Origin of the sequence: Streptomyces sp. NPDC088747 (assembly GCF_044751025.1) — a bacterium.
Classification (GTDB): Bacteria; Actinomycetota; Actinomycetes; order Streptomycetales; family Streptomycetaceae; genus Streptomyces.
The window spans coordinates 1-12,098 of record NZ_JBIVKZ010000001.1; the positions used below are offsets into that span (position 1 = coordinate 1).

Below are 12,098 nucleotides of genomic sequence, written 5' to 3' on the forward strand. Positions count from 1 at the left end.
CAGGCCAGGCCCTTCAAATGGACCAAGACCGCCGACCAGATCCTCGACCGCATCTGCCGCTACTGCTCACGCATCTCCGAACCAGCTCACTAGGCCCTGGCACCCGGCCGGCTCCTCCCGGCCCGGCTCCCCCGCCCCTAGCTCCTGGCTCCTGGCTCCTAGCTCCTAGCTCCTGTCGGCGAACGCCTCGGCGTGCTCGGGCACGCGTGCCGCCGAGAAGAGGGTGTCGCGGCGGAGCCTGAAGCCCAGGGACTCGTAGAGGCGGATGGCGTTCGTGTTGGTCGCGGCGGTGTGCAGGAACGGGGTCTCGCCGCGTTCGCGGATGCCGTGCGCGACGGCCAGGATCAGCCGGGTGGCCAGGCCCTCGCCACGGAAGTCCGGGTCGGTGCAGACCGCGCTGATCTCGGTCCAGCCCGGCGGGTGCAGCCGCTCCCCCGCCATGGCGATCAGGGCGCCGTTCCTGCGTATCCCCAGGTAGGTGCCGAGTTCCACGGTGCGCGGCAGGAAGGGGCCGGGCCGGGTCCGCTCGACCAGGTCCAGCATCTCGGGTACGTCGGCGGCGCCGAGCCGTACCGCCTCGGGGTCCGGCGCGGCGGCGATCCCGTCGTCGACCAGTTGGACGCCCTCGATGCTGAGCGTCACCTCCCAGCCCTCCGGGGTGGGCCCGGTGTAACCGGCCAGTGGGGCGTCGCCGCCCGGTCCGACCAGGGCGGCGAGGTCCGCCCAGTCGTCGGCGTCCGGGTCGTCGGGGAGCGCGAGCCACGGCGACACGTCACGGGGGTAGCGCAGGACGCGGCCACGGCGTTCGGCGAAGTGGGCGTGCGGTCCTGTCAGCGCGCCCAGCGCCGGATTGTCCAGGGGATGCGCGCTCATGCGGAGACCTCGATCACGATCTTGCCGCGCGCGTGCCCGTCCTCCACCGTGCGCAGCGCCTCGCCCGCCCGGTCCAGCGGGAAGGTCCGCGTCACGAACGGCCGCAGTGTGCCGGTGACGGCGAGCGCGGCGACCTTGTCGAGCACGGCGGAGGTGCGGGCCCGTTCGACGGGTGCGCCGCCGAGCCGCGCGACGGTCTCCCGGTCGGCGCCGGTGATCAGCTTCCCCGGGTCGGTGAGCAGGGTCGCCGCGGCCTCCAGCACCTCGCCGCCGACCAGGTCGAAGACGGCGTCGACACCGTCGGGCGCCGCCGCGTGGACGCGCTCCGCCAGCTCCGGTCCGGAGGGGACGTGCACGGCGCCGAGCGACTCGACGAGGTCCTTCTTGCCGTCGCTCGCGACCCCGACGACCCGGAGCCCCAGGGCCCGCGCGATCTGCGTGGCCGCGACGCCCACGCCGCCGCCCGCACCCGTGATCAGTACGGTCGCGCCGGAGGGCAGGGCGAGCTGGTGGATCCCGTCGTACGCGGTCGCCGCGGCGACGGGCAGGGCCGCGGCGTCCTGGTAGGACAGCCCGGCGGGCTTGCGCGCGGTCACGTTCACGGGGAGCAGGGCGTACTCGGCGTATCCGCCGGCCACCGGGTTGCCGAAGACCTCGTCCCCGGCGGCGAAGCCGGTCACGTCGGCGCCGGTCTCCTCGATGACCCCCGCGACCTCGTTGCCGAACACGGCGGGCAGGTCGCGACCGGGGCCGCCCGGACGCGTGTACCCCGTCCGCTGCTTCCAGTCGACGGGGTTGACGCCCGCCGCGCGCACCGCGACGAGTACCTGGCCGGGGCCCGGTGTCGGCCGGTCCAGCTCCACCAGTGCCTCGGTCTCCGGGCCGCCGTACCGCGTGAAGACGTACGCCTTGGGCATGTGCTCCCTCACTCTCCTTCGCTGTCACCGGGTACCGGGACCACTTCCACCTGCGGTGTCTGTAGCTGCCACCAAGTTCGGCTCTAGCGGCAAGGACGATCACGGCACGGCTATTCCCCGGCCTTCGGAGTGTTCATATGTCCGCAATGATCGGGGCCCCCACGGGGGCGCGGGCACCGCTCAAGGGCACGTACGGTTGAATGCGTAAGCACTGATCACGCTCGACCGGCGGACTCCCGCTCCCGGCGGTCTGGAGGCACCACCCCTATGAACGTCACCCGAGGTTTCACCGGGCGCCCGCGCACCCACAACGCCGGACTGCCGCCCGGCCAGTACGATGCCGGCGACGACTGGCCCGTGCTGTCCGCCGAGGTCACCCCCGATCTGGCGCCCTCCGACTGGACCTTCCGGATCGACGGTCTGGTGGCCGCGCCGCGCACCTGGGACTGGGACGAGGCGCACACGCTGCCCGCGTCGGCGTACGAGGGCGACATCCACTGCGTGACGAGCTGGTCGAAGTTCGGCGTGCGCTTCGGGGGCGTCTCCCTGGACACGTTCCTCGACGCGGTGGGCCCGGCGGCGACCGCCACGCACGCGGTGGCCTACTCGCACACCGGGTACACCACCAACCTCCCGCTCGCCGACCTGACCGGTGGCCGTGCCTGGATCGTGTGGGAGTACGACGGGAAGCCGCTGTCCGCCGAACACGGCGGCCCGGCGCGGCTGATCGTGCCGCATCTGTACTTCTGGAAGAGCGCCAAGTGGGTGGCGGGCCTGCGGCTCCTGGACCACGACGAGCCGGGCTTCTGGGAACAGAACGGCTACCACGCACGCGGCAACCCCTGGGAAGAGCAGCGCTACTCCGGTGACTGAGAAGACGACGACCGATGACTGAGACCACGACCGGGACGACGACCCGGACCACTGCCGGGACGACGACCGGGATGACGAGCGGGACGACCGCCGGGGCCTTCGTGCCGCGTACCGGTTTCGCCGTGCCCGGGCGGATCGCCGTGAGCAACCGGGCGGCGGCCACCTGGCAGACGGCGACGCTCACCGAGATCCGCCGGGAGACCCCGCACGCCACCACGTTCCGCTTCGCGGTGCCCCGGTGGGCGGGGCATCTGCCCGGCCAGCATCTGATGCTGCGGCTCACGGCGGGGGACGGTTACGCGGCGCAGCGCCACTACTCCATCGCCTCTCCGCCCGACGACGAGGGCCACGTCGAACTGACTCTTGACCATGTCGAGGGTGGCGAGGTCTCCGGCTGGTTCCACGGCGTGGCCGAGGTCGGGGACGAGGTGGAGGTGCGGGGCCCGCTCAGCGGCTTCTTCGCCTGGCCCGGCGACCGGCCCGCGCTGCTCATCGGGGCCGGCTCCGGTGTCGTACCGCTGATGTCGATGCTGCGGCACCACCGGGCGCGCGGCCTGGACGTGCCCCTGCGGCTGCTTGTCTCGGCCCGGAGTCCCGAAGAGCTCATCTACGCACGGGAGTACGGCGAGGAGACCACGACCGTCTTCACCCGGAGCGCGCCCGACGGTGTGCCGGTCGGGCGGCTGACGGCGGAGCGGTTGGCGCCGCTCCTGGCGAAACAGCCACCGGGTGGCTGGGAGGCCTACGTGTGCGGCTCCAACGGGTTCGCCGAGCACGCGTCGCGGCTGTTGGTGGCGGCGGGCCAGCCGGTGGACCGGATCCGTATCGAGCGATTCGGCTGAGGCAGCCGGGCGTGACCCGCTCCCGGGGATGATCCGCTCGCGCCGCTGACCGGTCCTCAGCCGTGCGGCACGACCGCGACCGGGCACATCGCGTGGTGGATGAGCGAGTGCGCGGAACGGCCCAGGTTCTCGCCCGACCTGCGCCCGGTGACCAGCAGACCCGCCTGGGTGGAGGCCATCAGCAGATGGTGCCCGGGATGGCCGTAGATCACCTGCTCGGAGACGGCCGTCTCCGGGAACCTGCGGCGCCACGGCTGAAGGGTGCTCGTCAGCACCTGCCAGGTGCCCTCCCCGCGCTCGGTCGCGGCTCCCTCCCGCGGTACGACGGGCACGTGGCCGCGCGGCGGCGGAACGGTCCAGGTGTGTACGACGTGCAGGGGCGCGGAGCGGACCGCGGCCCTGTCGAAGGCGTACCCGATGAGGTCGTCGGCCGGGTGGCTCAGGTCGAGGCCGAGGACGACCGGCAGATAGGGAGCCGCGCTCGACGGTGTGCCGTCGGCCACGGGCATCCGTTCGTCCTCGGGGAGTTCACCCGCGCGCACGACGACGACCGGTCGTTCGGCGCGCGCCGTGACGGCGAGGGCGACCGAGCCGACCACGAAGCCCGTGAACCCGGTCGAACCGCGCGAGCCGAGGACCAGGGTCTCGGCCTCCTCCGCCGCCGCGAGCAGCGCCGGTACGGCGGGCGTGTCGGTGTCGCGCGCGATGATGTCCAATGCCGGGTGGGCGTAGGAGAGTTGGATCGCCGCCCGGTCGAGTGCCGTTCGGGTGTGGTCGGTCCCGGGGTCCGGGATCCGGGACGGCCCGGCCTGCCCTGGCATCGCGTGCAGCAGACGCAGCGGGAGTCGGCGGCGCTGAGCCTCGCGGGCGGCCCAGTCCGCGGCGTCCAGGCTCGCCCGCGAACCGTCGATGCCTACGGTGATGGTGCGGGTGCCGGGATTCATGACGCGTGCCTTTCGGGTGTCGGGAACCGGGAACCGGGGACATCGGGACAGCCGACGCGAAGGGGCGCCTGCCAGGTCCTGCCGGTGTCGGTCGGGTTCCACGACGGGCGCCGATCAGTCGTTCGGGGGCGGAATCCCTGCGCACCGGTGCGGGAGGCGCACCGGCGGCGCCGCGTACCGGCCCTCGGGGCGGGCCTCGGAGCAGGGGGCGAAGGGGCAGGAGACGCTGGGCAGGGGGCGCGAGCCGGAATGTCTGGCGGCTCGGTCGGCGGCCCACGTACGGTGTGATCATCCGCACCCGGGTGCCAGTGCCCGCTGCCAGAGCCCGCTGCCAGGGCCCGACGCCAAAGGTGGTCCTTCATGGCCCTGTTCGACCTCCCTCTCGACGAACTCCGCGGCTACCGCAGCGCGTCCGTGGAGCCCGAGGGCTTCGACACCTTCTGGGCCAAGACCCTTCAGGAGGCGCGCGAACACGACCTCGACGCCCGCTTCGAGCCGGTTGAGACGCATCTGAAGACGGTCGAGGTCCACGACGTGACGTTCGCCGGGTTCGGCGGGCACCCGGTCAAGGGCTGGCTGACCCTGCCGGCCGGGGCGACCTCGCCCCTGCCCGCGGTCGTCGAGTTCGTCGGGTACGGCGGCGGACGCGGCCTCGCGCACACCCACCTGCTGTGGGCCTCGGCGGGCTACGCGCACTTCGTGATGGACACACGCGGGCAGGGCAGCGCCTGGGGCGGCGGCGAGACGCCGGATCCGGTGGGGAGCGCGCCCGCGTATCCGGGATACATGACCCGGGGCCTGGACGCTCCCGAGAACTACTACTACCGGCGGGTGTTCACGGACGCCGTGCGCGCGGTGGAGGCGGCCCGCTCGCACGACCTGGTCGACGCGGCGCGCACGGCGGCCGTCGGCGGCAGCCAGGGCGGCGGCATCACCATCGCGGTGGGCGGCCTGGTCCCCGACCTGGCGGCGATCGCACCGGACGTGCCGTTCCTGTGCGACTTCCCCCGGGCGACCACGCTGACGGACCGTCAGCCCTACCGGGAGATCGGCAGCTACCTAAAGACGTACCGGGGCCGCACGGACGAAGTGCTGCGCACGCTCTCCTACTTCGACGGCGTGCACTTCGCCGCGCGCGGCCGGGCGCCGGCCCTCTTCTCGGTCGCCCTGGAGGACCAGACCTGCCCGCCGTCCACGGTGTTCGCCGCCTTCAACGCGTGGGCGTCCAGGGACAAGGCGATCGAGGTGTACGACTTCAACGACCACGAGGGCGGCGGCACCTACCAGGAGGCGGCCAAACTGAGCTGGCTCTCCTCCCGCCTCTGAGGACGTGCGGACGCTCCCGCGTCCGGGGACGTCCGGGTCCGGCTATCCGCGCGGGACGACCGTGGACAGGACGGCGGGCAGCGGGTACCAGTCGGCGGAGACGACACTGGCGTGCTGCCCGGCGAGGAGGGCAACGCGGTCGAGCGCCTGCTGCTGGGTGGGGTTGGTCCCGTCGATGGCCGGCGCCACATTGTGGGCGTCGGTCATGACCACGAGGTAGTGCCGGTCGTCGTACCAGGCGGTGTCGATGGTGCCGTTCGCGTAGGTGGCCGCGTCGCCGTCGAACACGACGAGCCACGGGCGGATCGTGGTGTCGGCGTAGCGGGTGCGGGGATCACCGGTGGCCGCCTTGTGCACGGCGGGGAAGGCGGCCGCCTCGCGCAGACGTCCGGCGGCGGCCAGGTCGCGCAGGTGGGTGGCGTACTCGCGGTCCGTCCAGAGCGTGTCGAAGGGGTTGCTCTCCTCGACGGTGCCCGGGATCAGTTCGACGATGAACTTGCCGGCCAGCGCCGAGCGCGCGGGCCAGCCGTCGGCGCGGACCGCGGTGTCGAGGTCGGCGTGCGTGCCGGTGATGTCGGCGGGGCGGAGCAGCGCGTCACCGAGCTTCGAGGTGAGCAGGGCGTCCAACTGGGCGGGACCGCGGTTGCTGGTGCCCAGGAAACCGTCCTTCATCTCTATCTTCAGCTGGATCGGCCGGTGGCCGGGGTTGGCGTCGTGCCAGGCCTTGATGTCGGCGAGGCAGCCGCCGAGGCCGCGGTTGGTGGCCTTGGTACGCAGCTCGGAGGCGTTGGCCGCGTTCACGCAGTTGTTGTCGTTGCCGAGCGGGTTGCTGTGCGAGACCCGCCAGGAGGCGCCGAACACGTTGGTCCACACGTCGAGTTCGAGCATCCCGGCGCCGGAGTCGAGGGCGTCGGCGAAGTAGGGGTACTTCGCCTTCTCGTAGGCGTTGTGGACGCCCACGGAGGTGCTGGACGAGTACGACAGGTCGGCGGCCGTCGCCTGAGGGCTCGTGGCGAGGGCCAGCACGCTCGCCGTCGCCACCGTGAGTCCGGTACGGGCCATCAACTGCACGTGTCTCCGCATTGTCCCCATGCCTCCTGCGTCTCATCGGTCAACTCACCGGCACAGTACGGGTGTTGGGTGGCCTGCGGGAGATCACGCGATGACGAATACGGTCCGGGGACCCCGAGAGCTTTCGGACATGACGGCTTCGGCGGCTTCGGCGGCTCCTGCGGTCTCGCGGACCCGGAGGCGGGGTCTCGCTGGGACACGTCATGAACCGCATGGGCCCGCACATCGCCGACACCCCAAGGAAGACGGCTCTCGTGGGCGCCCTTCACAGCGCACTCCGAAGGCACCCCCGCGGTGCACGCCGGGGCGGGCCCGCGGACCGAAACCGGCCGAACTGCCCGACTACCCTTCCCAGGTGGTTTAGACCAATGCTTAGATCTGGTCGCGCAACGAGCCCGCACGGCTACGTTTCGTCACCACACCGGTGTTGTCACCACAGGTATGTCTCTTCACCACGCAGGAGGGGCGCGGACATGGCCCGCACCGCCCACCCATCCGACCACGAGCCCCGCTATTCGCTGATCGCCGCGCAGTTGCTCGGCGATCTGCGCGACGGGACCATTCCGCCTGGCGAACGACTGCCGGGAGAGAGGGAGTTGGCCAGCCGGTTCGGCGTGAGCCGCGAGACCGTACGGCAGGCGTTACAGATGCTGCGGCGCGGCGGTCTGGTCTCCACCGACCGGCGCGGCAGTCACGCGACCCTGCCGAGCAGCACCGCCGAGCACGTCCCGTCACTGGACTTCCCGCTGGGAGCGCAGGCTGCCGAACCGGGCACCGTTCACCGGACCACCGTGACCTGGGAGACTCCGCCGCCGGAACACGCGCACGCCCTGGGGCTCGCCCCGCGACGGCCGACGCTGGTGCACCGCTACGAGTCGGCCGCGGCGGACGGGAGCGGGCAGCGTACGGCCGTGACGTCCTTCTCCGCCGTCGCGGTGGCCGAGGTCGAGGAGCTGGCCCGCTACCGCGACCGGGCCGACGGCACCGCCTCGGCGCAACTGCGCCGCGCCTACGACTGGATGCGCAAGGCCGGGCTGGCCCTGCACCACCGGGATTCCATCACCCGGCTCCCGCAGTCGGTGCGGGTCACCCGGCGCGTGCACGACCAGTACGACCGGCCGCTGGAGATCACCGACCTCGTCGCGGACGCCCAACAGGACGCGCTGGTCTATGAGTTCACTCTGCCCGCGGCGGGCTGAGTGCTCCGGCGCCGGATGCCGGGGGCGCCACGGCCCGCCACGGGTGCCCACCCGAACTGGATCTTCCCGTCCAACGGCATCAGTCGCCGGACGGCGGCGGGACGCGTTGCACACTCCGGGATTCCTGGGGACTATGACATAGGCGCATAAATGTGCGAGACAGCGATGCGGCCCATCGGATGGTTCCAGCAGCACCTCGTCCGGTGGGCGTCGCGGTGTGACCTGCGAAAGCGGCCGGCGGATCGCGCAGGCCGACGCCACCGGCCGCCTTCCTGCCGTCTCCGTCCACGGCCGGTGATCGATCGCGTGGCCGGTGGCTGATCGCACGGTCGGCCGTCTCGCGGGCGCGCCGGGTGCCCCGCTGTTCCGGGCGGCGACGTCGAACTCTCGAAAGGCAAGGCTCATGAGCACGTTCACCACTTCCGACGGCACCGACCTCTACTACAAGGACTGGGGCACCGGTCAGCCCGTCGTCTTCAGCCACGGCTGGCCGCTCGACGCGGACGCGTGGGACGGGCAGTTGAAGCTGGTCGCCGACAACGGCTTCCGCGCGGTGGCGCACGACCGCCGGGGTCACGGCCGCTCGGCGCAGCCGTGGCAGGGCAACAACATGGACCAGTACGCCGACGACCTGGCCGAACTCATCGAGTCGCTCGACCTCCACGACGCGGTCCTGGTGGGGCATTCCACCGGCGGCGGCGAGGTGGCCCGCTACATCGGCCGGCACGGCTCCGCACGGGTCGCCAAGGCGGTGCTGGTGGGAGCCGTCCCGCCGCTGATGCTGAAGACGGACGGCAACCCGGAGGGCACGCCCATCAAGGCGTTCGACGAGATCCGCGCCGGGGTGGCGGCGGACCGTTCGCAGTTCTACCAGGACCTGAGCTCGCCGTTCTTCGGCGCCAACCGCGAGGGTTCCACGGTCTCGCAGGGCAAGCGTGACGAGTTCTGGCTCCAGGGCATGCAGGCCGGGCTGAAGGCCGCGTACGACTGCGTCAAGCAGTTCTCGGAGACCGACTTCACCGAGGATCTGGCCCGGATCGACGTACCGACGCTGGTCGTGCACGCCGACGACGACCAGATCGTGCCGATCGCCGCGGCGGCCCTCAAGACGGCCGAACTCGTCAAGGACGCGACACTGAAGGTCTATCCGGGCGGGTCGCACGGCATCGTGGGCGCGTACGAGCAGGCCTTCAACGGCTACCTTCTCGACTTCATCCGAGGCTGATCGCACGGCTCACAGTGCTGCGGCGCGCTGCGCGTCGCGACGGTTCGACCGGTCTGCCCCCGGCCGTGGGCAGACCGGGAGCGGACCGGGAGCGGACTGGGGACAGACCAGCGGCGGACCGGGAGCGGCCCGGGGACAGCCAACTTCAGACCGGGAGCGGCCCGGGGACAGCCAACGGCAGACCGGAGGCCGATCCGCGCCAGACCGGTGAAAGGGGCGGAGCAGCCGGGACCGCCCCGGTTGTCAGTGCTGCCCGGCCGGCCGTGCCGTGGCGGTGCGCCGGGCCCACCCGGACAGTCCGAGCGACAGCGCGGCACCGGCCAGCAGTACCGCCACCACGACCCACGACGCGTAACCGACGGCGTAGCTGAAGGCCTCCCGCGGATCGCTGACCTGGGTGACGCGGTCGTCGAAGCGCGAGGTCATCAGCGTCCCGAGGATGCTGGTGCCCAGGACGGCGCCGATCTGCCGGGCGGCGTTCACCGTGCCGCCCGCCTCACCCTCGCGACCGCGCGGGACATGGCTGACGGCGAGCGCGGTGGACGGCGCGTTCACCAGACCGCAGCCGAGGCCGAAGAGGGCGAGGGCGGGAGCGTATCCGCTGAACGTCGTGCCCGCGTCCACGCGTGCGAAGAGCGTGGCGCCGCCGGCCGCGATCAGCAGCCCGGCGCTGATCAGCGTGCGCGGCCCGAGTCGGCGCAGCAGTACTCCCGCCAGTACCGAGGCGGCGATGAACGTGCCGAATTCGGCGAGGAGTTGGGTGCCCACCTGAAGCGCGCTCAGCCCCCGCACCCGTTGCAGCCACAGGACCTCCAGGACGGCGAGGCCGACGAAGGCGAACAGGACGGTCGCGGCGAGCAGCAGTGAACCGGCGTAGGAGGGGTCGCGCAGCAGGCGCAGGTCGATCATCGGGGCTGTGCGGCGGAGTTCGACCGCCACGAAGGCGGCGAGGAGCACGACCGCGCCGACGGCGGCTGTGAGAGCCCGGCCGGAGACGTAGCCGTGGTGGCCGCCGTCGATCAGCCAGTAGACCATCAGGGCTAGGCCGCCCATGGACGTCAACTGTCCGGCCCAGTCGAAGCGTTGCCCCGGGTTCCGGGACTCCTCCACGTAGCGGAGTGCGACGGCCGCCGCGAACGCGGCGACGAGGAGGTTGAGCCAGAACGCGGTGTGCCAACTCCACCAGCGCAGCGCGAGGCCCGCGGTGACGGGGCCGATGGCGAGGCCGAGTCCGGAGGTCGCGGCCCAGGCGGCGATCGCTCCGGCGCGACGCCGGGGGTCGGGCACGGCGTGCGTGATGAGCGCGAGGGAACTGGGCGTGATCAGCGCGCCGCCGAGCCCCGCGACCGCCTGCCCGACGAGAACGACGGCCACGCTCGTGGCGAAGACCAGGATCAGCCCGCCCACCGCCATCGCGGCGGCTCCGGCGAGGAAGATCCGCCGCCTCCCCCACCGGTCGGCGAGCCCGCCCGCACCCAGCACGCAGGAGGCGACCACCAGGGTGTACATGCTGGCCACCCACACCAGGTCCGCCGAGGCGATGTGCAGGTCGTCCTGGACGGCGCTGAGGGTGCTGATCGTCTGGGTGGTCTGGAGGAAGACGGTGAACAGGCCGAGGCAGGCGGCGACCAGGACCGGCAGCGGGCGACTGCGGCTGTCGGCGACGAGCGGACCGGTCTTCTCGCGGAGCTCAGTTGCCATGGCGCGGGCCCTCCGTCAGTACTGCCTCGACCTGGCGGGTGACGCCGGTAGTGAGGGCTCCGGTGATGTTCATGGGTTCTCCGGTATGGGGGTGAGGCGAGTGGGCGCCGCTCGTCCTGGATCACGCGCGCCTGCCTGGCCTCAGTGAGTAAGTTGGAAAAGTAGACTCACTATAGTCCTGCGAGTTTGAAAAACAAACGCCCCCCTGGGCAGGCCTCCACCATGGCAGGTGGACCTGAGAGAAACGCCTGCGGATGCCTAGGGAGCCGGGGAAACCAAAGACGCCCAGGGACGCCGACGACGCCTGGAGATCCCTACGCGGGTGGCGGACCGTCCGAGCGCGTGGCCACGACCATGCGGCACCGCGGGCTGCCGTCCGGACGCGTACCGAACTCGGGCAGCGCGAGCAGTTCGACCTCGAATCCGGCCAGGGCCAGCTCCCGGCGGACCTCGTCGAGCCGGAAGGCCCGGTAGTACATGACGAACGTCGGCCGCCAGAGGGCGTTGCGCACCCGCATCGCCGCGTCGAAGCCCAGCAGGGCCCAGTAGAAGGGCGAGCTCGGCCGGGGCGGAGCCGCGATCGGGAACGCGAAGCGCCCGCCGGGCCTCAGCACCGAGTGGACCTGGGCGAACAGCCCCGGCAGCTCACGCGGCAGGAAGTGGCCGAACGCACCGAAGCTCACCACCAGGTCGAACGCGGACGCGAAGGGCAGGGCACGCGCGTCACCGCGCACCCAGGCGACCCGCGGCGCACGCTCCCGGGCTACCTGCGGCTCACGCTCCCGGGCGACCCGAGGCGCACGCCCTGGACGCGCACCGGCGGCATCCGCGCGCTCCCGGCCGACAGCCAGCATCCCGGCGCTGATGTCGACCCCGGTGACTCGCTCCCGGCACAGGTCACTCAGCACCCGCATCCCCGCGCCGGTTCCGCAGCACAGGTCGAGGCCGTGGTCGAAGGGCCCGATCCGCTCCAGGGCCGACGACACGGCGTCGAGGATCGAGTCCGGGGTCCGGAACGGTGTGTGGTCGAACTTCGGCGCGAGCAGGTCGTAGCCGTGCTCGATGGACGAAAGGGCCTGCACGGCCAGTTCGCGGAAGGTGGGACCTTGCGGGGTGAACATCGCGAT

The 12,098-nt window shown here is 72.0% G+C and carries 11 protein-coding genes; 5 read left to right on the plus strand and 6 right to left on the minus strand.

Features of this window, described 5'->3' with window-relative positions; genetic code table 11:
• Positions 1-165: 165 nt before the first annotated feature.
• Complete coding sequence (locus ACIP79_RS00005; RefSeq protein WP_401217001.1) at positions 166-873, minus strand: GNAT family N-acetyltransferase; 708 nt, start codon at positions 871-873, stop codon at positions 166-168.
• Positions 870-1,790 carry an NADP-dependent oxidoreductase gene (locus ACIP79_RS00010; protein WP_401217003.1) on the minus strand — a complete coding sequence of 307 codons (921 nt, stop codon included), beginning with the start codon at positions 1,788-1,790 and terminating at the stop codon, positions 870-872. Before ACIP79_RS00010 ends, ACIP79_RS00005 begins: the two co-directional genes overlap by 4 nt.
• Before the next feature lie 267 nt (positions 1,791-2,057).
• Here ACIP79_RS00010 and ACIP79_RS00015 point away from each other — a divergent pair, with 267 nt between their 5' ends.
• Both ACIP79_RS00015 and ACIP79_RS00020 read left to right on the plus strand, forming a co-directional pair.
• Entirely contained in the window at positions 2,058-2,663 is a 606-nt protein-coding gene (locus ACIP79_RS00015; RefSeq protein ID WP_401217006.1) for a sulfite oxidase-like oxidoreductase, read from the plus strand.
• A gap of 71 nt (positions 2,664-2,734) precedes the next feature.
• Positions 2,735-3,505: a ferredoxin reductase gene (locus ACIP79_RS00020; RefSeq protein ID WP_401219137.1), complete on the plus strand. Its 771-nt coding sequence runs from the start codon at positions 2,735-2,737 to the stop codon at positions 3,503-3,505.
• Between the two features lie 56 nt (positions 3,506-3,561).
• Here ACIP79_RS00020 and ACIP79_RS00025 read toward each other — a convergent pair whose 3' ends face one another.
• On the minus strand, positions 3,562-4,449 hold the full coding sequence (locus ACIP79_RS00025; protein ID WP_401217009.1) for a universal stress protein: 888 nt from the start codon (positions 4,447-4,449) through the stop codon (positions 3,562-3,564).
• Between the two features lie 360 nt (positions 4,450-4,809).
• On the opposite strand from ACIP79_RS00025, the gene ACIP79_RS00030 reads away from it, so the two are divergent.
• Positions 4,810-5,775 (plus strand): acetylxylan esterase, encoded by a 966-nt coding sequence (locus ACIP79_RS00030; RefSeq protein WP_401217012.1) that lies wholly within the window; start codon positions 4,810-4,812, stop codon positions 5,773-5,775.
• Between the two features lie 42 nt (positions 5,776-5,817).
• On the opposite strand, the gene ACIP79_RS00035 is transcribed toward ACIP79_RS00030, so the two are convergent.
• Positions 5,818-6,867, minus strand: a complete 1,050-nt coding sequence (locus tag ACIP79_RS00035; protein WP_401217015.1) for a phosphatidylinositol-specific phospholipase C domain-containing protein — start codon at positions 6,865-6,867, stop codon at positions 5,818-5,820.
• A gap of 452 nt (positions 6,868-7,319) precedes the next feature.
• Between ACIP79_RS00035 and ACIP79_RS00040 the strand changes: the two genes are divergently transcribed.
• Complete coding sequence (locus ACIP79_RS00040) at positions 7,320-8,045, plus strand: GntR family transcriptional regulator (RefSeq protein WP_401217018.1); 726 nt, start codon at positions 7,320-7,322, stop codon at positions 8,043-8,045.
• 403 nt (positions 8,046-8,448) lie between these two features.
• Positions 8,449-9,270, plus strand: coding sequence for an alpha/beta fold hydrolase (locus tag ACIP79_RS00045; RefSeq protein ID WP_401217021.1), 822 nt, complete (start codon positions 8,449-8,451; stop codon positions 9,268-9,270).
• Positions 9,271-9,513: 243 nt separating this feature from the next.
• On the opposite strand, the gene ACIP79_RS00050 is transcribed toward ACIP79_RS00045, so the two are convergent.
• Complete coding sequence (locus ACIP79_RS00050) at positions 9,514-10,971, minus strand: MFS transporter (RefSeq protein WP_401217024.1); 1,458 nt, start codon at positions 10,969-10,971, stop codon at positions 9,514-9,516.
• Positions 10,972-11,285: 314 nt separating this feature from the next.
• Positions 11,286-12,092, minus strand: a complete 807-nt coding sequence (locus ACIP79_RS00055; RefSeq protein ID WP_401217026.1) for a class I SAM-dependent methyltransferase — start codon at positions 12,090-12,092, stop codon at positions 11,286-11,288.
• Between the last annotated feature and the right edge of the window lie 6 nt (positions 12,093-12,098).